This is a genomic window from Nodosilinea sp. AN01ver1 (assembly GCF_050565655.1).
Classification (GTDB): domain Bacteria; phylum Cyanobacteriota; class Cyanobacteriia; order Phormidesmidales; family Phormidesmidaceae; genus Nodosilinea.
Genome location: NZ_JBNXVS010000001.1, coordinates 174,132 through 192,262 on the forward strand (window position 1 = coordinate 174,132; position 18,131 = coordinate 192,262).

Below are 18,131 nucleotides of genomic sequence, written 5' to 3' on the forward strand. Positions count from 1 at the left end.
CCTATAGCGTCGTTTAGTTACGACTCTCTGCTGATTACAGGAGCAGCCTAGGGGAAAAGGTTGCTCTTTAAAAAGGCGCATTTTAACTGCGCTAGTCATAAGCTACAAACAAGGAGATATCGTGAATAGAGTGTTAGGAATTGTACTGGGCGGCGGCGCTGGCACTCGCCTCTACCCGCTGACCAAAACTCGCGCCAAGCCCGCAGTACCCCTAGGCGGTAAACACCGGCTGATTGATATTCCCATCAGCAACTGCATCAACTCAGATATCTCAAAAATTTACGTGCTGACGCAGTTTAATTCCGCCTCTTTAAACGCGCATATCTCTCGTTCCTACAGTTTCTCAGGCTTTCAGCAGGGCTTTGTAGAGGTGCTGGCTGCCCAACAGACCCCCGAAAACCTAGATTGGTTTCAGGGTACTGCCGACGCCGTTCGCCAGTATCTGCCGCGCTTTGAGGATATGAATGTAGACGAGTACTTAATCCTCTCGGGCGACCACCTGTACCGCATGGACTACCGCGATTTTGTGCAGCGCCATCGCGAAACCAATGCCGATATCACCCTATCGGTACTGCCGGTAGACGATAAGCGGGCCTCCAGCTTTGGCCTAATGAAAATTGATGACTCAGGTCGCATCATTGACTTCAGCGAAAAGCCTAAAGGCGATGCCCTGAAGAAAATGCAGGTCGACACCACCACCCTGGGTCTCTCGGCTGAGGAGGCGAAGGAAAAACCCTACATTGCTTCTATGGGCATCTATCTATTTAAACGAGAGGTGCTCATCGACCTGCTCAAGCAGCATCCTGATCAAACCGACTTCGGTAAAGAAATTCTCCCCAACTCTGCCAAAGACTATCGGGTTCAGGCCTACCTATTTAATGATTACTGGGAAGACATCGGTACGATCGAGTCGTTTTTTAACGCCAATTTGGCTCTGGTAAAGCAGCCCAACCCGTTATTTAGCTTTTATGACGAGTCGGCCCCCATCTACACTCGGGCTCGCTATCTACCGCCCACAAAGTACCTGCAATGCACTATCTCTCAGTCGATGATCAGTGAGGGCTGTGTGCTTAAGGAATGCAATATTACTAACTCGGTAATTGGCATTCGCTCTAGGATTGAATCGGGCTGTACTATCGAAGACAGCTTGATTATGGGGGCCGACTATTACCAGGACAACTTTGAGCGTCGAGGCAACTGCGATACCACCAAGACCCCCCTCGGCATTGGTGCAAACAGCACCATTCACCACGCCATTATCGACAAGAATGCTCGTATCGGCTGTAACGTGCAGATTCTCAACAAAGACCACGTTGAAGAAGCCGATCGCGAAGAGCAGGGGTTCTATATTCGCAGCGGTATTGTCACTGTTTTGCGAGGGGCTACTATCCCCGATGATACCGTAATTTAAGCCATTCCTAGGGCTGGCGCTTGAGCACGATTCCCTGGACAATATCAGGGAATCTGCTTGGGCGCGAGTTTTGCTCTAGGCCGCAGCGATCTGTAGAGACAGCACAAATTTTACTCAAGTAAAGTAGGGCATAGAGGCTCCCTGTCTTTCCGGTAGAGGAGAGTAGCGGTGTGAAGCTGAAACGGCTTGTAATGAGGTGAATCTAAGGCTCAGCAGTGCTGCAACTGGCTGTCTCAAAATTGAAACCCGCCTTATGTTCTGCCCAGAGGTGTAGAGATAGCTACCCCTTATTAAAGAGGCTGTTCCTGTTGAGAGTTATTAACTTGATTGCAGTTGTCGCGCTTAGGCCAAATTTGTCATGAAGACTACACAGAAATTTGCACTAATAGTTGGTATCGTCTATGTTGCCATTGGCATCATGGGCTTTATTCCAGCGTTGATCTCCCATCCTGACTCCTTTGACTCTGCGGCTAGCAACCTGGAAGTGGTTTCTGGCTATGGTGCTTTGATGGGGCTATTTCCCGTCAACACTGCTCACAATATTGTGCACATTGTTACCGGGCTGCTGGGTATCGTCGCCGCCATTTCCCTAGATAGCTCGCGCTTGTATGCCGGGCAGCTGGGCATTTATTACACCGTGCTTGCTATTATGGGCTTCGTTCCCGTTCTAAATACGTTCTTTGGCCTGTTTCCTATCTTTGGGCCAGATGTATTTCTGCACGGACTAACCGGTCTGCTGGGCATCTATTTTGGTTTCTTCGTTACTCCTTCGTTGCTCACTCTGTTTAAGCGAGAGGTTAAGGATGGCGAGGGCGCTGGCGAAGTTCTCTAGCTAGCGGTTGCCTAGTTGGGCGGATTAAGCCGCCCTTTTCTATAGCCATCAAGGCCAGATTTGCCTGCAGGTCTAGCTTTGGTGGCCTTGTCGTTTCAGGACAACTGTTTATGCGGTTAGAGGTAGGGCTATGCTTGCGATCGCAACCGCTTCAACCCTACGCTAGGCTGCCCCTGTGATTTGTTCCCCTGCGAGTCGAGTTGACAATCTAGAGTCTGAAGACACGCTGCAGGAAAAGTGTTCCTATTGACCGATGGGCGAGGCAAACTATCTTCTTAGAATGTGGATACGTTAGATAAATTGGAGAATTACCTATGGGTATTCAAGATAGAGCCGAAGCTACCGGCAAAAACATTGCAGGTAAAGCTCAAGAAGCCGCTGGTAAGGCCACTGGTGATACCTCTCAAGAAATGAAAGGTAAAGCTAAGCAAGGCGAGGCCAAAGCCGAGCACGCTAAAGAAGACGTAAAAGACAAAGCTAAGAACGCTATTGACTAATTGGCGTCAAAATCAATTTGGTCTCTTTACTTAGAATCTGATCAAGGGGAGCAGTAGACTGCTCCCTATTTTTTTGCGTTTTTCGAAGCTAGCATTGTGCTGCTCTCTCCGCTCATAAAAGCTGTATTTGTAGTAGATCTCGACCCAATACAGTATACAACTGCTGAGTTTTGGATTTTCCAGTTTCTAGTTGTGTAGGTTTCACTCTGCTCTTCTTTGGCGATGGGAGAGGGATGATTGTGCAATGGATTTTACTGGGGTAAAACCCATTGCACTTGCCTGCTTGATCCTCTGTCAAAAGTCTTCAATTAGGCAGATGGTTCTATATAATTGCGGTATTAAGATTTATTTAGAAATTTAATTATCCGAAGGAGAATATTTAATGGATTTTGGCATTAAAGGCAAGGTAGCCGTAATCACAGGTGCTGATTCGGGCATTGGCCGCGCCACCGCTAAGCTTCTGGCCGATGAGGGCGTAAAAGTTGCTCTAATCGACAAAACCGACGAAAAGCTCGATGCCGCCGTCAACGAGCTAAAGAAAGTGGGTGAAGCTATCGGTGTGCAGGCCGATCTGCGCAGTTTGGATGATATTGAAGCTGCTAAAAACAAAGTAGTTGACCAGTATGGTCAGGTTGATATTTTGGTCAACTGTGCCGGTATTACCGGGGCTACTGGCGACTTTTTAGAGACTAGTGACGACGACTGGCTCGAAACCCTCGAAGTTGATTTAATGGCCGCGGTCAGGTTGTGTCGCACCTTTATTCCGCTCATGCGCGAAACTGGCTGGGGCCGAGTTGTGCTGATTACCTCTGAGGATGCTGTGCAGCCCTACACCGATGAAATGCCCTACTGTGCGGCCAAAGCCGGTGTGCTTAACTTCGCCAAAAATCTCTCTAAGGCCTACGCCGAAGATGGCGTACTAGTTAACTCGGTCGCACCTGCTTTTATCGCCACCCCGATGACCGACGCCATGATGGAGCAGCGGGCCGAAAAGACCGGCACCGATGTCGATGGCGCGATCGCATCTTTCCTAGATCAAAAGCGGCCTCACCTGGCGCTAAAGCGTCGAGGCAAAGCCCAGGAAGTAGCGGCTGTAATCGCCTTTTTGTGCTCTCAGCAATCTAGCTTTGTGGTGGGGGCCAACTACCGCGTTGACGGCGGTTCGGTCGCCAGCATTGGGCTGTAGCTACCGATTAGCGGAAAACCCAGACCGGGTCAAACTGCACCTCAGGAAGGATGTGAATCAGGGGCTGTCCGCCCAAGATAATACGGATCTAGCCAGCTACTGTCGCTATTCACTGCTGTTATGACCGTTGAGCGTCCGGGCCTGCGCCTGCTGATTACGATGAACCTGGGCTTTTGGGGCGTGCAGATCGGCAACGGCCTGCAGCTGGCCAATGCCAGCGCCATCTTTGAGTCTCTCGGGGCCGATGTCAGTCAGCTACCGCTGCTGTGGCTGGGGGCTCCGCTGATGGGTCTGATTGTGCAGCCGATTGTGGGCGAGCTGAGCGATCGCACCGTCAGCCCCTGGGGCAAACGCCAGCCCTACTTTTTGGTGGGCGCGCTGCTCGGTGCCGTTGGCCTGGTAGCGCTACCCTGGGCCGCCAGCCTGACTCAGGCGGTGGCCCTGTACTGGCTGCTACAGCTGGCGCTCAACATTAGCATCGCCCCCAGCCGTCCCTTTGTGGGCGACCTGCTGCCCCCCCGCTACCTCACCTGGGGCTATTCTATCCAGGGGTTTTGCATTGGCTTGGGGGCTATCTGTGCAGCGGGGCTGCCCTGGCTGCTGGGGCAGCTGCTGCACCTCAAGCCTGCGGCTGAAGCGACCAGTACTGGGGTTCCCGCCGTGATCGGCGGGGCCTATATGGTGGGGGCGGTGCTCTGCCTGGGCAGCACCTTGGGCACCTTTTGGACGGTCAATGAGCCGCCGCCGCCTCAGTCAACCGCAGAGCTGGCGCTAGAGCCTGAGGTCGAAACACTGAACCCGATACAGGCGATCGCCCAGGCAATGATGTCGCTACCGCCGATGATGCGTCAGCTGGCCGGAGTGCAGGCCCTGACCTGGGCGGGTATCTACTGCATTTTTTTGTACCTGCCCAATGCGATCGCCCGCAATATTTTGGGAGCCGCCAATCGCGACTCGCTCAGCTACGCCCACGGCGTAGAGTGGGCCGGTCTCTGCACCGCTTTCTACAACCTGGTGTGCCTGGGCGTCTCGTTTTTGATCCCCATGCTAAGTCGGCGCTGGGGCCGGGTGACCACCCACGCCACCTGCCTGATGGCCGGGGCTGTGGGGCTGCTATCGCTGCTGCTGGTGCACGATCGCTACTCCATCTTGCTGTCTATGGTTGGCGTAGGCATCGCCTGGGCCAGCATTCTGTCGATTCCCTATTCCCTGCTGATGGACGAACTGCCCGAGCGCCAGAGCGGTGTGTACATGGGCTTGTTCAACGGCTTTGTTACCCTGCCCCAAATTGTCATGTCGCTGGGCTTTGGCTGGGTCATGCGCCATCTGCTGCACGGCAATCGCCTGTCGGCGCTGGCCTTAGGGGGTATTTTGCTGGGCCTATCTGCCCTGCTGATGCTGCGCGTGCCCGAACCCGTCCTCAAGCAGAATGCTGATGGTCTGCCAGAAGGGCAAGGTCGTGCCTTAGACAACAAAGTTTTGTCACCTTAGAGCGATGTTGCTACCCGGTATCAATCGCTAGGGTAAAGCCAGTTGTAGACCTGGAAAAAAGTATGGCTACTCAAAAATCTGACCAAAACTCCGATCAGCGCAAAGAAATCCATCAGCCGCTGACCCCCGAGCAGGTGTCGCCTGAACAAAAGGCGGCCCAGAAAAAAATTCTGGAAGAAAACGAAAACCTGGTGCTCAATCCGGGGGATATGGTTGACGGCGAAAAAACGCTGGAGGAGAAATCCCAGCAGGTGGCCGTCGATGCGCCTGACATTACCGGCGACCACATTGTGGTGCCCACCTACTTTGTCGTAGACGACCCTGAAGAAGGTCAAAAAGCTCTGCACCACGTCAAAGACGCTGAAGAAATTTCTGACGTCATTCGTCAGGCCCGTGTAGACGAATCGGGCGAGCGCACCTGGAACTAGCCCCATACGCAGCCTCATACCGCCATGAAATATTCAACGACCGACGAGCCTGAACTGTCTGATCTGTCGGCTAAGGCGCAAAACAGCAGGTTGAGCACGTTTCTGGGCAAGGTTGTGCTGTCAGTTATCGCCGTCCCGTGCGGGGGCTACCTGCTGGGGCGGCTGCTGGAGCGGCTGTGGCCAGGCGAAATTTCTTGGTCAATTACGCTGCTGCTGTTGGGCCTGATGGTTGGCTTGATCTACCTCTGGCTGTGGATGAAGCGCGATCGCGCTAGTTTGGGTGAGTAACCTCGCTTGTAGGCAAAAGCCAGCCGTTAGCGACAACGCCGCTGATTCAGCCATTCTCCCAAGCTCGACTCTATTGATTGCTGATCGCCTTCACTGAGGTCAAGAGCATTCCATATCAGTAAATAGCCCTCTTTAGACCGCAAGCCTGACCCGCTAGCCCTTCTGCTGCAAAACTTTGGAGGGGCTAGCGAAAGTGCTCTGGACGAAGTCAAAACGGGCTTTTTGCCATACCACCAAGCATTACTGAGCTCACTATTTCTGCCGCAACCGTGCCTGACTCTATTTCCGGCAGATCCTCCATCTACAGCGGCTATTTGGGGATCGTTGACCACGCCAAACTTCTATATTCAGCAGGGCAAAAATCTTTCGGCCAACCCGTGCCCAGTCTGGTAATCCCTGCTAATGTGAGTGTCTAAATTCTCTGCCGCTAACGGGTGAAGACATCGTCGGTGCTAGCACCATTTGAACTACTGTGGGCCCTGATCGGGTTGGTTCTCACTATTGTGGCCACCTGGATGGAAGCCTTTACCCTCAGCGCCCCCTGGAGCTGGGGCCAGTCTGGAATAGGAATTTTATCGCTGGGGGTCAGCTTTCAGGTCGGGGCCGTGCTGCTGACCGGCTGTGTCGGCGGCAAAAATGCGGCGGCGCTCTCTCAAATTGCCTACCTGGTGCTGGGGCTGGCCCTGTTTCAGGTGTTTGAATTTCCGGTGTTCACCCAGGGTGGCGGCCTCAGCTACGTGCGTGAACCCGGTTTTGGCTACCTGATTGGCTTTGTGCCCGCGGGCTGGGTGTGTGGCTACCTGGCCTTTCAAAACCCGCCCAAGCTCGAAACCCTGGCCCTAAGCAGTCTCAGCGGGCTGGGCATTATTCACGGGCTGGGCATTATTTACCTAACCCTGGCCTCCCTGCTAGGCTGGTTGCAGACCGTATCGGCCTCCTACTGGGAGCTGCTGCTGGGCTACTCAATTTTGCCGCTGCCGGGCCACCTGGTGGTAGTGTGTGCTGTGGCAGTACTATCGCTGGTGCTGCGTCAGCTGTTATTTTACTAGGCCCATGAGAGTGCGCAATCGTTGGTTTTGGATCGCCGCCGGGGTTGGGCTGGCCCTCGATCAGCTGACAAAAATGTGGGTGGCTCAAACCTTTGAACTCACCACCCCACCCGACTCCCTGCCAATTTGGCCGGGGGTGTTTTATTTTACCTATGTCACCAACAGCGGTGCCGCCTTTAGCCTGTTTAGCAACAACGGGGAATGGCTCAAGTGGCTGTCGCTGGCGGTCAGCCTGGGGCTGATTGCCCTGGGCCTAAAAGCACGATTGCCCAACCGCTGGGAGCAGGTGGGCTACGGGCTCATCTTGAGTGGTGCTCTGGGCAACGGCATCGATCGCCTGCTGGCTGGAGAAGTCATCGACTTCCTAGACTTTCGGCTCATTCGCTTTCCCATCTTCAACCTGGCCGACGTCTGCATCAATATCGGCATCGCCTGCCTGCTGATCGCCGCCTTGAAGACACCGCCACCCAAGTAGGGGGATGATGTGGGTGGTGTAGGTGGGTAGATGCTCTCTACCCACCTACACCATCCACTCACCTATCCATCTACTCCCCGGCGACCGGCACCGCCTTCACCTTCCAAATATCGCGGGCATATTCGGCGATGGTGCGATCGGCAGAGAACTTGCCAATTCGGGCGGTGTTGAGAATGGCCATCCGTACCCAGCGATCGCGATCCTCATAGGTGCGGCTGACGTGCTCCTGACACTGCACGTAGGCGGCATAGTCGGCCATCACCATGTAGGGGTCGTCGACCAGCAGCGAGTCGAGAATGGGCAGAAACAGGTCGGGCTCACCGGGCGAAAACAGCCCCGAGGCGATTACATCCAGCACCCGCTTGAGCTCGGGGTTGGTGTCGTAGTAGTACCAGGGGTTGTGGCCCACGGCCTTGCAGGCGGCCACCTGTTCCGTGGTGAGGCCAAACAGAAAGAAGTTGTCGGCTCCAACCTCCTCACGGATTTCGACATTCGCGCCGTCGAGGGTGCCCACGGTGAGTGCCCCGTTGAGGGCAAACTTCATGTTGCCGGTACCCGAGGCCTCCATGCCAGCGGTGGAAATCTGCTCAGACAAGTCCGAGGCCGGAAACAGTCGCTGGGCCTGCGACACATTGTAGTTGGGTAAAAACACCACCTTCAGCCGCCCGGCCACGACGGGGTCGTTGTTGACCACATCCGCCACGGCGTTGATCAGCTTCACCACCAGTTTGGCCATAGCGTAGCCTGGGGCCGCCTTACCACCAAAGATCACCGTGCGGGGCACAACGTGATCGCCGGGATTTTGCACCATACGGTTGTACAGCGTGATCACGTGCAGCACGTTCATCAGCTGACGTTTGTACTCGTGAATGCGCTTGATCTGCACATCGAACATCGAGTCGGGGTTGACCTCTATGCCCACAGTGTCGTGGATGTAGCGGGCCAGACTCCACTTGTTTTCCTGCTTGATGGCCTGCCAGGCGTGGCGAAACTCAGCGTTGTCCACGTGGGCTTCGAGCTGTTTGAGGTCTTCTAGGTGGGTAATCCAGCTGTCGCCAATCGTTTCAGAAATCAGCTGAGCCAGGCGGGGGTTGCACTGCAACAGCCAGCGGCGGGGGGTAATGCCGTTGGTCTTGTTACTGAACTTGTCGGGCCACAGCTCGTAAAAGTCTTGCAGCACCTCCTGCTTCAGCAGCTCGGTATGCAGCGCTGCTACCCCGTTGATGGCGTGGCTGCCCACGCAGGCTAGGTTGGCCATCCGCACCCGCCGCTCGGGGCCTTCTTCAATCAGTGACAGCCGCTCCAGACGAGCGGGGTCTTTGGGGTAGCGCAGCTTCACCTGGTCTAAAAAGCGCTGGTTAATTTCGTAGATCAGCTCCAGGTGGCGCGGCAGCAGCTTGCCAAATAGGTCTACCGACCAGCGCTCCAGGGCCTCAGGCATCAGTGTGTGGTTGGTGTAGCCAAAGGCGCGCTGGGTAATTTGCCAGGCGGTTTCCCACTCCATGTGGTGCTCATCGAGCAGCAGGCGCATCAGTTCGGCCACCCCAATCGCCGGGTGAGTATCGTTGAGCTGAATTGCCGCTGAGTCGGCAAGCTTGGTCAAATCGCCGTGGTCGCGCAGGTGCAGGCGAATGATGTCTTGCAGCGAGCAGGCTACAAAGAAGTACTGCTGCTGCAGGCGCAGCTCTTTGCCCTGGCGAGTTTCGTCGTTGGGGTAGAGCACCTTGGTGATGTTCTCGGAGATCATCTTGTTGGCCACAGCCCCAAAATAATCGCCTGAGTTAAAGGCGACCAGGTCAAAGGCTTCCCCGGCCTCGGCCTTCCACAGCCGCAGAATGTTGACGTTCTCGGTCCCGTAGCCTGGTACCGGCACATCGTGGGGAATGCCAATCACCGTCTGGCTTGGAATCCAGCGCACCTGGTAGTCGTCGTCGCCGTCTTTGTAAACCTCGGTGTGACCACCAAATTTGATCTCCACCCGATAGTCGGGGCGAGCCACTTCCCAGGGGTTGCCGTAGCTGAGCCACTTGTCGGGGGCTTCTACCTGGTGGCCCTGGCGAATGAGCTGGGTAAAGATGCCAAACTCGTAGCGAATGCCGTAGCCTACCGCTGGCAAATTGAGGGTCGTGAGCGAATCCATGAAGCAGGCGGCCAGGCGACCCAGCCCGCCGTTGCCCAGACCCGGCTCGGCCTCACGCTCAAGCAGTTCGTCCAGGTCGAGGCCGCAGTCGGCCAGGGCATGGCGCATGGTGTCGTAGAGGCCCAGGTTGATCAGCCCGTTGCCCAACTGTCGCCCCATCAGAAACTCGGCCGACAGGTAATAGACCGTCTTGGCGCGCTTGTCGGCGTAGGTTTTAGCGGTGCGAATGCGTTTTTGCAGCAGCTGGTTGCGCACGCTGTGGGCCAGGGCCGTGTAGTAGTCGTGGGCGTTGGCAAACTGTTCGTCTTTACCCTGCACCCAGTGCAGATTGTTGACCAACGCCTGCTGTATTTGGCTCACCTGTGCCTCGGCATCGAGAATGGCATCCGCTGCAACTCCCAGCGACAGGGGCACTTCGGCCTCTGTGCTGGTTGCGGGCAGATGAACAGATTGCTTAGCCATAAGAACCCTTAATACTGTAATGGTCACACAAGAATTCGCTGGCAGCTCGCAGGCTCGAAGCAGATGCCGCAAGCGCCCCGCCAAGGGCAAACTTCGGCCATTTACTTTGACATTGCAGTCTTAATGACTCAAGACTTTTACACCAACAAACCCCAACACCTATTGTTTACCCACCAAGTGGCTGCGTTAAAACACTAGTTCAGCCGTTTGGTGCGATGAACCCATTTTAACTGGCCGCGAATAAAACACTGTTACCAAACCAACACTCAGCAGCCCCGCACTGTCAGGAATGGCTTTGTGTTACCCCTACATAACCCTTAAAACAGCATCGCGCTCCGGATAGAAAAAAGTCTATCAATGCTTAAAGCGTTGCTGCGTAGAGCATTGACGGTACTTAAAAAATTGTTAAGGGAAATATTATGAATAGGTGGTTTAGAACTGTTAAGTTGCGTTAATTAGTGCGTCAAAGAACAGGTTTATCTGTGCAAAAAGCTTGAACCCCTTGAAGGGAGAGGCTTTCGCGTGTAACAAAAGCTTTGTAAAAAATTCTCAATGTGGTTAAGAAGAGCTTTATATTGCTGCGCTGTTGTTGCTCGGGCCAGTCTCCCTGGCGCTGGGTTGCTTACTGCTGACTATCTTAATCAATCTGTTATCAAACCGAGTTTGAATATTAAAAAAATAATGGCCGGTGTCGGCGGCTCCAGATAATACCTATGGATTAAGTTAAGACCAAGAGTGCTTTAAAGCTACTACAAAACATTCTTTTTATAGCCCTAAAGTATGCGTTGAGTGACCCAAGCTTCAGCCCGGTTCCTATCTGGGCTTAGGGTGATGCGGGTTGCGCGTTGCCCTGGGCTACACAACCTTTGGCTTGGTGGCTATTGACTGCGTTATTTGGTGCCAAATAGGCGATCGCCCGCATCCCCTAGGCCCGGCAAAATGTAGCCGTGCTCGTCCAGCTTTTCATCCACCGCAGCGGCGTACAGGGGCACATCGGGGTGCTCGCGGTGAAAGTGGGCTACGCCTTCGGGGGCGGCGAGCAGGCAGAGGAAGCGCAGCGATCGCGGCTGGGCCTGCTTCAGCGGGTACAGCGCCGCTACAGCGGTATTGCCCGTAGCGATCATGGGGTCTACGACTAAAACGTCGCGATCGCTCAGGTCCTCCGGCACCTTGAAGAAGTACTCAATCACCCGCAGCGTTTGCGGGTCGCGGTACAGGCCAATGTGCCCCACCCGCGCCGAGGGCATCAGCTCTAAAATGCCGTCTAGAATGCCCTGCCCGGCCCGCATGATCGACACCACCACCAGCTTTTTCTCTGGAGCCAGCACCGGTGCTTCCATCGTGGTCATGGGGGTTTGAATGGTCTCCAGCTTCAGCGGTAGGTCTCGTGTCACCTCGTAGGCCATCAGCAGGCTAATTTCCTTCAGCAGGGTGCGAAACTTGGCCGTGCTGGTCTCGGCTCGCCGCATCAGGGTGAGCTTGTGCTGAATCAGCGGGTGGTCGATCAGGTGGAGGTCGGGCATGGGGAATTGGAGAGGATAAGGGGATGGGGATGATGAGGGGATGGGGAAATAGCGAGGATGAGAGGATGGGGATGATGAGGGAGAAATGGAGATATTGCAATAGTTCTTCCTCACCTTCCTCACCTCCTCATCTTCGTCACCTTCCTTATCTCCTCACTTTCTAAAACACGGTGCCATCGCTGGCCAGCTGAATCGGTGGCCCCCCGTCAGTTCGTTTCTCGGCGGCGATCTGGCGACCCGCCGTCCAGGTGCCGCCCTGGAGAATTTTTACTAAAGGCAGGGTTTCGGCATTCATGTCTAGGGTTTGGCGAAGGTGAGCCGCGAGGTCGTCCAGCAAGCACAGGGTGAGGGCGCGCCACTCGACGATCAGGGGTGAACTGGGGGGATGGGCGATCGCCTGTGCAGCGGGGTCTTTCAGGCTCAGTACCCCACAGTCGATAAACAGGCCGCCGTTGCGATATTCGGCCAGGCCGGTGAGCTGATCGAGGTCGGTAATTTTCAGCCCTAGGTCTTGTAGGGGTTCCAGCAGGGAGTAGGTGAGCCACTGGGAAAGCTTGTGGAAGGGCACCAGATTGCTGCCGGGGCCAGTCTCAGGCAGTTGGGGATGGGGCCACACGTCGCCCAAATTTACCCTGGCCAGCTCTACTCGCCCCGGCCAGATGGGGCCAAGGCCCTGGAGGATCGTTTGCAAAATGGTAGGGGCCGACAGAGCGTTATCTGTGGCTTGCGTGAGCCAGTAATCGACCAGATGACCTGGGCGGGGCAGGTCGGCCCCAAAGAACTTTGGCTGCTGGTGCAGGGCGTGGCCGAGTTTTTGCAGCAGGGCAACTCGTCCTTCAACGCCCAGCAGTAGGTTGTTGTCGTTGACTTGAAACGCCTGAGCTAGAGAATTGGCGGTCAGGGCCGTCAGACCGGAGGCATCGGCTTGCCAGGGGTGCTCAGGCTGGCTGGAGCAAAGACCGGCGGTGAAGGCGTGAAAGCTGGCGATCGCAAGCCCCTCCGATCGAGCAAACCCCAGCCCCGTTCCCGGTTCCACATACCGCCACTGGCTGCCTGCCCCAGCGTCTAGCAGCACGCTGGTAATGGCCAAGTCCACCTTGAGTCGGGCCTGCTCTAGAGAATCCAGGGCTGATAGCGCTGGATCTAGGCGTTCGAGGCGCGATCGCCCCTCCACCTCAAAGTGCCGCCAGCGCGAGTGAAAGGGCACGTCGCCATCGGGGTACTGCTGCCGCATCACCGCCAGCACATAATCAGCAGCGGCGGGCAGCGCGTCGGCATGATAGCGAAAATGCTGGAGCCGATCCTGCTTGGCCAGGGCAAAGAGCGCACGGCAGCGATCGCGAATGGCCTGTGGGCTCTGCAAGTACGCCACCGCTACCTCTGCCGTAGGGTGGGCACCGCCCACCACCCCATCCTCGCCTAAAGCCACCATTCCTACTCCAACCCCCGCCCCTTGATCTGGGCCAGGTCTTCTTCCGTCGGCGCGACCTTATCGGTGTAGTAGCCCGCCGCCTTCTTGGCCTCGATCTCCACCCGCGCATCGGGCGGCACCAGGTCGTCAGGAATCGCCACCCGCTCCACAATCTCAATTCCCGATCGCACGATGGCGTTGTACTTCATGTCGCTCATCGACACAAAGCGATCGATGCGGGTAATGCCCAGCCAGTGCAGCACGTCAGGCATCAGCTCCTGAAAGCGCACGTCCTGCACGCCGGCAACGCACTCAGTCCGAGCAAAGTAGGCATCGGCGCGATCGCCCCCTTCCTGGCGCTTGCGGGCGTTGTACACCAAAAACTTAGTCACTTCCCCCAGCGCTCGCCCCTCCTTGCGGAAGTAGACGATGATCCCCGCTCCGCCCTGCTGAGCGGTAGCGATGCACTCCTCCAGGCCGTGTACCAGATAGGGGCGGCAGGTACAAATGTCGGAGCCAAACACATCGGAGCCGTTGCACTCATCGTGGACGCGCACCGCCAGGGGCCGGGCCGGGTCGGTAATAGCGTCTGGGTCGCCCACGATGTACACCGTGATGCCGCCAATCGGGGGCAAAAACACCTTCAGATCAAACCGCGTCACCAGCTCTGGAAACATGCCGCCGGTCTGCTCAAACAGGGCGTAGCGCAGGTCTTCTTCACTGACGCCCAGGCGCTGGGCCACCCCCGGCAAATACCACACCGGTTCTACCGCCGCTTTGGTCACCACCAGGTCGCCGCCGGGTTTGACGATTTCACCGTCTTCTTTGATCCGCCCCTGGCGCACCGCCTCCAGCAGCTCCGGCATTTGAATGTGGGCGCGGGTGACGGCGATCGATGGGCGAATGTCGATGCCCTCGGCCAGCAAAGACTTGTACACATCGCCTACCAGTGCCCCAAAGGGATCCAGAGAAACAATTTTCTCGGGGTCAGCCCAGCTCGGGTGGGGGCCGATCGCGATCGCAGGCGAGGTATTGGTAAAGTCGGGCCGGTGGTCAGCCTGCAGCACGCCGCTGGCCACCGCCAGGGCGCGATACACCGCGTAAGAACCCGAGTGGGTGCCAATGGCGTTGCGGTGGCTGGGGTCGCTTACCGTCGCTACGATCGCCCCCCGCTGGAGGGGATCGCCATCGCCCCACCGAATCGGCGCACCCTTCAACCCCGACCGACTGGGGTGGGAGGTCAGCACAATGTGGCGACGCTTAGGAGCGTCCGTCTTGTCCAAGGATTTGTCCAAAGGCTTCCCAAAAGGAGTCGTATTGCCCGCCGCCGAACCGTTACCCTCGCTCATCGGTGCCTCGTGTAACAGGAACTACTAATCTGCCACACTTTCCGCCCGACAAACCGCTCATAAGTGACAGACAGCATTGCCTTCTATACCGCTGTCTCCTCAAGCTGTTTGGCCTCAGCTGGAGTTGCCTCAGGCTATCTAGCCCCAGTTATTTGGGCAATGAGGATGGGGAAAGGGAGGCATCCATCGGCGCTGCCGTCGCTGCCGGGGATGGAGCTTCCATCGCTGGCGCTAGCTCAGGCTTAGGCAGCTGATCCTTAAAATCGAGTCCCAGCATTTCGCTATAGAGTTTGACGTAGTCTACCGCCGATTTGTCCCAGCTAAAGTCTTGGCCCATGGCCCGCTGCTGCAGCGATCGCCAGGCATCTTTAAAGCGGTAGCCCTCCCAGGCGCGAATGAGGCAAGTAAACAGATCGAGCGGCTCGTAGCGGTCAAAGCAGTAGCCAGTGCCAGTGTGGTGCTCGGGATCGTGGTGCTGCACCGTATCCACCAGGCCGCCCGTGCGCCGCACCACCGGAATGCAGCCGTAGCGCATGGCGATCATCTGGCTGATGCCGCAGGGCTCAAACCGCGACGGCATCAAGAAAGCGTCGGCCCCAGCATAGATGCGACGGCCCAGCCCCTCGCTGTAGAGCAGGTAGGTGGCCATCCGCCCCCGGTAGCGGCTGGCCATTTGCCAGAGCTGGGTTTCGTAGTAGCGATCGCCGGTACCCAGCAAAATAAACTGCGCGTCGGTGTACGACAAAAAGCGATCCAAAATTTGCAGAATGAGATCCAACCCCTTCTGCTCGACCAGGCGACCCACCAGGCCTACCAAAAAGGCTTTTGAGTTCACCTCCAGGCCCAGTTCTTCCTGAATTGCCACCTTGTTAGCGCGGCGATTGTCCAGGCTGTCGGGGGTAAACGTTTTGCCGATGTAGCGATCGGTGGCGGGGTTGTAAGACTCGACATCAATGCCGTTGAGAATGCCGCTGAGCTTGCCGCTGATAAACGACAGCAGTCCCTCTAGCTCTTCGCCGTAGTCAGGGGTCTGAATCTGCTGGGCGTAGGTGGGCGACACCGTGTTGACGCGATCGGCAAACTGCACCGCCGCCGCCATCGTGTTGTGCCCCTGCATGTACCACGGGCACCAGGTAATGCGCTCAAGCTCCCAGCGCCACGGCCCCTGATAAGCCAGGTTATGAATGGTGAATACCGTGGCAATGTCAGGCGACTGGTGCATCCACACCGGAATCATGCCCGTGTGCCAGTCGTGGCAGTGAATGATCTGGGGCTTCCAGTAGTTCCAGGCAAATTCGGCGGCACCGTTGGCAAAAAAAGTAAACCGCCAGGCCTCGTCGTCGCCACCGTAGACCTTGCGGGGGTCAAAGGCGGGGTGGCCAAACAAGTACACGGGCACATCAGAGCCGGGCAGAGTGGCTTCGTATACCGCAAAGTCGTTGAACATAGCGGTGCCCCGCCACACCGGCTCCTCCGGAATGGGCTCATCCACTTTGTCGGGCAAAAAGCCGTAGTAGGGCATGAAAATGCGCACGTCGTGCCCCATTTTGCGCAGCACCTTGGGGAGCGAACCTACCACGTCGCCCATGCCGCCGACCTTGGCTAGGGGCGCTGCCTCCGCTGCCACAAAAAGAATTTCCATATCGCCCGCTCTGCTGTTGGATCAATCGGTTGTCCTCAGTCTACGGGGGTGTGGACGTTCTGCCTAGATCGTAGAAACTTATCGCTCTGGTATGGATCCAGCTACCTTAAACTTCCCCTTCCCCAGTCAGGGGAAGCCCTGCGGCCAGACCTAACAGCTGCGGCCGCAGGGCTTTAGCGAGAGTGCAGGCAATTTCTAGAGTCGAGTCATTATTGGCAAAACCTAGGATGCATCATCAATTCTGGCCCTACTTCTCATCCCGCCAGCGCTGCCACGCCCGACCCCAAAAACAGGCTAGGGGCTGTAACCCTTGATTTTTGAACGTTTAGCAGCTAATCGATGACAGTCCCTAAAGCAGTGCTTTATCTGTGCTGACGCTTTAGCCCAGATACTTGCCCAGGGTTTCGCTGTACTCGTCGTATTTTTTAACGCCCACTAGCGTTTCTGCCACATCGCCCTGCTGAAAAAACATGACGGCGGGAATGCTGCGAATACCGTAGCGCTTGGCCACAGCCTGATTGGCATCGAGGTCGAGTTTAAAGACCTTGACGCGATCGCCGTACTCATCGGCTAGCTTATCCATCAGGGGGGCCACCAGCTTGCAGGGGCCGCACCAGGCTGCCGTGCAGTCCACCACAAACAATGTTTCTGCACTCAGCAGTGCATCAAACTCAGTTTCATTTTCGATATAGGCGGCGGGCATAGCGTTAAGTCTCAATTAAACGTTCATTGTCCCACGGCGATGCCCCAGCACCATGGCTATGATGAATACAAATCTTTACATATCGCCGCTAGCTACAAATGGCTTGCAGGCGATGATCTGGGCTGGGTTTGAGAATCTTGGGCTAAATTTTTTAGCTACTTCACACCCCAGGCCACCATCCTCTTTTCAAACATGCTACGGTGTCTCAAGAGATATAGAGATTGGTTAGCAGTATTTGTTTTTAGTACTAACGAGTTTTTCCGTTTTTCCATTGACAGACTTCTCTCCAAAATTTTGCTCTACACGTCCTTTAACTTTTGGAGACCAACCATGTCAATCTACGTAGGCAACCTGTCCTATGACGCTACCGCTGAGGATCTGACCTCTGTATTTGCAGAGTATGGGTCCGTTAAGCGAGTTCAGCTACCCACCGATCGCGAAACCGGGCGTATGCGCGGCTTTGCTTTTGTCGAAATGGGTGCCGATGCTGAAGAAGACGCCGCCATTGAGGCCCTAGATGGGGCCGAGTGGATGGGGCGCGACCTCAAGGTGAACAAAGCCAAGCCCCGCGAAAATCGCAGTGGCGGCGGTGGTAACTTTGGCGGTGGCGGTCGTCGCGGCGGCGGCGACAGCTTCTCTCGCGGTGGCTACTAAGCCTTAGCGCTGATTAAATAGCCCAAAATGGTTGCAGACAGAGCTGTCTGCAACCATTTTGGCATTGCTGGGAGAATATCACCGGACTGAGGCATTAATTTCGGCAGAGAATTCAGCCTCTCCCACAGCGGCTCGCCCCTGTGGGAGAGGCTGAATTTAGCTTTATGCCTGTTCCTCAGCCATAGCCAGGCCTGGCGGCGCGATCGCCCAACACCCTTAAATCGGTGTCTGCTGATGGAGCATCAGCTTAAACTCGCCGTCGCTCAGGGCGTAGGTGCTGCTAATCAGGGCTCTGTAGGGGGCGCTGCCTGCCCGCTGGGCGCTCACCCGGTAGACCACGATTCCAGCCGCTGGCGACAGCGCGATCGCCTCCAGGTCTTCCAGGTGAAACGACTGCCACGGCTGAGCCGCTAGAGCGGCCAAAATGTTCGCTTTGCCCCGCAGCGCCATGCCGCCCGGCAGCAGCACGATCGCACTGTCGTGCAGCACCTGGCTGTAAAACCGCTGGCCCGCGTCTCCTTCAGTCGAGAGAGCCTGCCAGCCCTGCCGCTCAAGATCGGCTAAATCCTGCATCTGGGTTGATGACATGC

17 protein-coding genes are annotated in these 18,131 nt (G+C 56.2%); 10 read left to right on the top strand and 7 right to left on the bottom strand.

Features of this window, described 5'->3' with window-relative positions:
- Positions 1 to 121: 121 nt before the first annotated feature.
- The 9 genes from ACQ4N7_RS00865 to lspA all read left to right on the top strand — a co-directional run bounded on the left by ACQ4N7_RS00865 (position 122) and on the right by lspA (position 7,657).
- Entirely contained in the window at positions 122 to 1,411 is a 1,290-nt protein-coding gene (locus tag ACQ4N7_RS00865; RefSeq protein WP_430709729.1) for a glucose-1-phosphate adenylyltransferase, read from the top strand.
- A gap of 358 nt (positions 1,412 to 1,769) precedes the next feature.
- Positions 1,770 to 2,243: a DUF4383 domain-containing protein gene (locus tag ACQ4N7_RS00870; protein ID WP_430709730.1), complete on the top strand. Its 474-nt coding sequence runs from the start codon at positions 1,770 to 1,772 to the stop codon at positions 2,241 to 2,243.
- 314 nt (positions 2,244 to 2,557) lie between these two features.
- Positions 2,558 to 2,740: a CsbD family protein gene (locus ACQ4N7_RS00875; RefSeq protein WP_430709731.1), complete on the top strand. Its 183-nt coding sequence runs from the start codon at positions 2,558 to 2,560 to the stop codon at positions 2,738 to 2,740.
- 382 nt (positions 2,741 to 3,122) lie between these two features.
- Entirely contained in the window at positions 3,123 to 3,926 is an 804-nt protein-coding gene (locus tag ACQ4N7_RS00880; protein ID WP_430709732.1) for an SDR family NAD(P)-dependent oxidoreductase, read from the top strand.
- 120 nt (positions 3,927 to 4,046) lie between these two features.
- Positions 4,047 to 5,417, top strand: a complete 1,371-nt coding sequence (locus ACQ4N7_RS00885) for an MFS transporter (RefSeq protein ID WP_430709733.1) — start codon at positions 4,047 to 4,049, stop codon at positions 5,415 to 5,417.
- 62 nt (positions 5,418 to 5,479) lie between these two features.
- Complete coding sequence (locus tag ACQ4N7_RS00890) at positions 5,480 to 5,845, top strand: hypothetical protein (RefSeq protein WP_430709734.1); 366 nt, start codon at positions 5,480 to 5,482, stop codon at positions 5,843 to 5,845.
- A gap of 24 nt (positions 5,846 to 5,869) precedes the next feature.
- Positions 5,870 to 6,133, top strand: coding sequence for a hypothetical protein (locus ACQ4N7_RS00895; protein ID WP_430709735.1), 264 nt, complete (start codon positions 5,870 to 5,872; stop codon positions 6,131 to 6,133).
- Positions 6,134 to 6,621: 488 nt separating this feature from the next.
- The gene (locus ACQ4N7_RS00900; protein ID WP_430709736.1) at positions 6,622 to 7,182 is read left to right on the top strand and encodes a biotin transporter BioY; all 561 of its coding nucleotides are present in this window, start codon (positions 6,622 to 6,624) and stop codon (positions 7,180 to 7,182) included.
- A gap of 4 nt (positions 7,183 to 7,186) precedes the next feature.
- The gene (gene lspA / locus ACQ4N7_RS00905; protein ID WP_430709737.1) at positions 7,187 to 7,657 is read left to right on the top strand and encodes a signal peptidase II; all 471 of its coding nucleotides are present in this window, start codon (positions 7,187 to 7,189) and stop codon (positions 7,655 to 7,657) included.
- Between the two features lie 70 nt (positions 7,658 to 7,727).
- Here lspA and ACQ4N7_RS00910 read toward each other — a convergent pair whose 3' ends face one another.
- From ACQ4N7_RS00910 to trxA, 6 genes are all read right to left on the bottom strand, one after another.
- A complete protein-coding gene (locus tag ACQ4N7_RS00910; RefSeq protein WP_430709738.1) occupies positions 7,728 to 10,259 on the bottom strand; it encodes a glycogen/starch/alpha-glucan phosphorylase in 2,532 nt (843 codons plus the stop codon).
- A gap of 890 nt (positions 10,260 to 11,149) precedes the next feature.
- A complete protein-coding gene (gene upp / locus ACQ4N7_RS00915; RefSeq protein ID WP_430709739.1) occupies positions 11,150 to 11,782 on the bottom strand; it encodes a uracil phosphoribosyltransferase in 633 nt (210 codons plus the stop codon).
- A gap of 160 nt (positions 11,783 to 11,942) precedes the next feature.
- The gene (locus ACQ4N7_RS00920) at positions 11,943 to 13,214 is read right to left on the bottom strand and encodes a URC4/urg3 family protein (protein ID WP_430709740.1); all 1,272 of its coding nucleotides are present in this window, start codon (positions 13,212 to 13,214) and stop codon (positions 11,943 to 11,945) included.
- 2 nt (positions 13,215 to 13,216) lie between these two features.
- Positions 13,217 to 14,542, bottom strand: coding sequence for a GTP cyclohydrolase II (locus ACQ4N7_RS00925; RefSeq protein ID WP_430709741.1), 1,326 nt, complete (start codon positions 14,540 to 14,542; stop codon positions 13,217 to 13,219).
- 148 nt (positions 14,543 to 14,690) lie between these two features.
- Positions 14,691 to 16,184: a glycogen synthase GlgA gene (glgA, locus tag ACQ4N7_RS00930; RefSeq protein WP_430709742.1), complete on the bottom strand. Its 1,494-nt coding sequence runs from the start codon at positions 16,182 to 16,184 to the stop codon at positions 14,691 to 14,693.
- Positions 16,185 to 16,563: 379 nt separating this feature from the next.
- A complete protein-coding gene (gene trxA, locus ACQ4N7_RS00935) occupies positions 16,564 to 16,887 on the bottom strand; it encodes a thioredoxin (protein WP_430709743.1) in 324 nt (107 codons plus the stop codon).
- 330 nt (positions 16,888 to 17,217) lie between these two features.
- Here trxA and ACQ4N7_RS00940 point away from each other — a divergent pair, with 330 nt between their 5' ends.
- On the top strand, positions 17,218 to 17,541 hold the full coding sequence (locus tag ACQ4N7_RS00940; RefSeq protein WP_106867047.1) for an RNA recognition motif domain-containing protein: 324 nt from the start codon (positions 17,218 to 17,220) through the stop codon (positions 17,539 to 17,541).
- A gap of 216 nt (positions 17,542 to 17,757) precedes the next feature.
- Here the strand turns inward: ACQ4N7_RS00940 and ACQ4N7_RS00945 are convergent, their stop codons facing one another.
- On the bottom strand, positions 17,758 to 18,129 hold the full coding sequence (locus ACQ4N7_RS00945) for a DUF4440 domain-containing protein (protein WP_430709744.1): 372 nt from the start codon (positions 18,127 to 18,129) through the stop codon (positions 17,758 to 17,760).
- Between the last annotated feature and the right edge of the window lie 2 nt (positions 18,130 to 18,131).

Bases quoted from the DNA above. Each gene is read 5' to 3' on its own strand.
- ACQ4N7_RS00870 (WP_430709730.1), top strand. From the start codon at position 1,770: ATGAAGACTACACAGAAATTTGCACTAATAGTTGGTATCGTCTATGTT.
- ACQ4N7_RS00875 (WP_430709731.1), top strand. From the start codon at position 2,558: ATGGGTATTCAAGATAGAGCCGAAGCTACCGGCAAAAACATTGCAGGT.
- ACQ4N7_RS00880 (WP_430709732.1), top strand. From the start codon at position 3,123: ATGGATTTTGGCATTAAAGGCAAGGTAGCCGTAATCACAGGTGCTGAT.
- ACQ4N7_RS00885 (WP_430709733.1), top strand. From the start codon at position 4,047: ATGACCGTTGAGCGTCCGGGCCTGCGCCTGCTGATTACGATGAACCTG.
- ACQ4N7_RS00890 (WP_430709734.1), top strand. From the start codon at position 5,480: ATGGCTACTCAAAAATCTGACCAAAACTCCGATCAGCGCAAAGAAATC.
- ACQ4N7_RS00895 (WP_430709735.1), top strand. From the start codon at position 5,870: ATGAAATATTCAACGACCGACGAGCCTGAACTGTCTGATCTGTCGGCT.
- lspA (WP_430709737.1), top strand. From the start codon at position 7,187: ATGAGAGTGCGCAATCGTTGGTTTTGGATCGCCGCCGGGGTTGGGCTG.
- ACQ4N7_RS00910 (WP_430709738.1), bottom strand. From the start codon at position 10,259: ATGGCTAAGCAATCTGTTCATCTGCCCGCAACCAGCACAGAGGCCGAA.
- upp (WP_430709739.1), bottom strand. From the start codon at position 11,782: ATGCCCGACCTCCACCTGATCGACCACCCGCTGATTCAGCACAAGCTC.
- ACQ4N7_RS00920 (WP_430709740.1), bottom strand. From the start codon at position 13,214: ATGGTGGCTTTAGGCGAGGATGGGGTGGTGGGCGGTGCCCACCCTACG.
- ACQ4N7_RS00925 (WP_430709741.1), bottom strand. From the start codon at position 14,542: ATGAGCGAGGGTAACGGTTCGGCGGCGGGCAATACGACTCCTTTTGGG.
- glgA (WP_430709742.1), bottom strand. From the start codon at position 16,184: ATGGAAATTCTTTTTGTGGCAGCGGAGGCAGCGCCCCTAGCCAAGGTC.
- trxA (WP_430709743.1), bottom strand. From the start codon at position 16,887: ATGCCCGCCGCCTATATCGAAAATGAAACTGAGTTTGATGCACTGCTG.
- ACQ4N7_RS00940 (WP_106867047.1), top strand. From the start codon at position 17,218: ATGTCAATCTACGTAGGCAACCTGTCCTATGACGCTACCGCTGAGGAT.
- ACQ4N7_RS00945 (WP_430709744.1), bottom strand. From the start codon at position 18,129: ATGTCATCAACCCAGATGCAGGATTTAGCCGATCTTGAGCGGCAGGGC.